Origin of the sequence: Inquilinus limosus MP06 (assembly GCF_000767795.1) — a bacterium.
Taxonomy (GTDB): domain Bacteria; phylum Pseudomonadota; class Alphaproteobacteria; order DSM-16000; family Inquilinaceae; genus Inquilinus; species Inquilinus limosus_E.
Genome location: NZ_JANX01000913.1, coordinates 1 through 1,579, shown reverse-complemented (window position 1 = coordinate 1,579; position 1,579 = coordinate 1). Strand labels below are relative to the sequence as shown.

Sequence of the window (1,579 nt, the reverse complement as noted above, 5' to 3'; positions counted from 1 at the left end):
CCCGACCGGGTGCTGGTGCATGACGCGGCGCGGCCGCTGGTCGACCGCGCCACGATCGACCGGGTGCTGGACGCCCTGGACGAGGCCGAGGCGGCGATCGCCGCGGTGCCGGTGGTCGACACGATCAAGCGGGCCGAAGCCGGTATCGCTGCCGGCACGGTCGACCGCAGCGGCCTGTGGCAGGCTCAGACGCCGCAGGGCTTCCGCTTCCCGGCCCTGCTGGCCGCCCATCGCGCCGTGGCCGGCGAGGCGCTGACCGACGATGCCGCGGTGGCGGAACGCCAGGGCATCGCCGTGCGCCTGGTCGAAGGCCATGTCGACAACTTCAAGATCACCACGGAGGCGGACCTGACCCGCGCGGAACGACTGCTCGGCGGCGCTGCCGACATCCGGACCGGCACCGGCTTCGACGTGCATCGCCTGATCCCGGGCGACGCCGTCATCCTGTGCGGCATCCGCATCCCCCACGGCTTCAAGCTGGAAGGCCATTCCGACGCCGATGTCGGGCTGCATGCCCTGACCGACGCGCTGCTGGGCGCGATCGGCGCCGGCGACATCGGCCAGCATTTCCCGCCGTCGGAGGAGCGCTGGCGCGGCGCCGATTCCGCCGCCTTCCTGGCCCATGCCGGCGAGCTGGTGCGGGCCCGCGGCACCATCCTCAATGTCGATGTCACCCTGCTGTGCGAGCGGCCGAAGGTCGGCCCGCACCGCGCCGCCATGGTCGCCAGGATCGCTGAGGTCCTGGGGCTCGACGCGGAGCGGGTCAGCGTCAAGGCGACCACGACCGAGCGGCTGGGCTTCACCGGCCGCGAGGAAGGCATCGCCGCGCAGGCGTCCGCGAGCGTCCGGATCGAGCGCTGATGCCGTTCCGGCCGCTCCCGCCCGGCTGCACCTTCTGGCAGCCGACGACGCTGCTGGCGACGGTGGGCGGAATCGGGCTGATCCGGATGGCCTCCGGCACCTGGGGATCGCTGGCCGCCCTGCCCCTGGCCTGGGCGTTGTGGTGGCTGGGCGGCCCGCTGGCCGTGGCGGTGGCCGGCGTAGCCGTCGGCCTGGTCGGAGTCTGGGCCTCGGGCGCCGTCTGCCGCGGCGGCGAGGCGGATTCGAGCGCGATCGTGATCGACGAGGTGGCCGGCCAGCTGCTGGCCCTGGCCCCGGTCGCCGGCGTGCTCTGGCTCTATCCCCTCGCCTTCGCCCTGTTCCGGCTGCTCGATATCGCCAAGCCCTGGCCGATCTCCTGGCTGGACCGGGAGCTGGGCGGCGGCTGGGGCGTGATGATGGACGACATCGCCGCCGGCGTGGCGGTCGCCGCGATCGGCGCGGCGGTCCTGGCAGGGGGGCTGATATGATCGACGACGCAGACCTCGCTTTGGCAACGCAGGTGCTGGATGCCTGCCGGGCTGCGGGGCTGATGCTGGCGACGGCCGAAAGCTGCACCGGCGGGCTGGTGGCCGCAGCGCTGACCGCGATCGCCGGATCCTCCGATGTCGTGGAGCGCGGCTTCATCACCTACTCCAACGCGGCCAAGTCCGAGCTGCTGGGGGTGCCGGCGCCGCTGATCGCCGACAAGGGCGCCGTC

General features: G+C 73.3%; 3 protein-coding genes. All 3 read left to right on the top strand.

Translation table 11 applies throughout. From position 1 onward, the window contains the following. Window positions 1-861 (top strand): 2-C-methyl-D-erythritol 2,4-cyclodiphosphate synthase (gene ispF / locus P409_RS33920; protein ID WP_034849102.1); only part of this gene is annotated, 861 nt, incomplete at its 5' end. Continuing rightward, window positions 861-1,349 carry a phosphatidylglycerophosphatase A family protein gene (locus P409_RS33915; protein WP_052121700.1) on the top strand — a complete coding sequence of 163 codons (489 nt, stop codon included), beginning with the start codon at window positions 861-863 and terminating at the stop codon, window positions 1,347-1,349. The genes ispF and P409_RS33915, both read left to right, overlap by 1 nt. Beyond that, on the top strand, window positions 1,346-1,579 hold a 234-nt coding region (locus P409_RS33910; protein WP_034849096.1), incomplete at its 3' end, for a CinA family protein. The genes P409_RS33915 and P409_RS33910, both read left to right, overlap by 4 nt.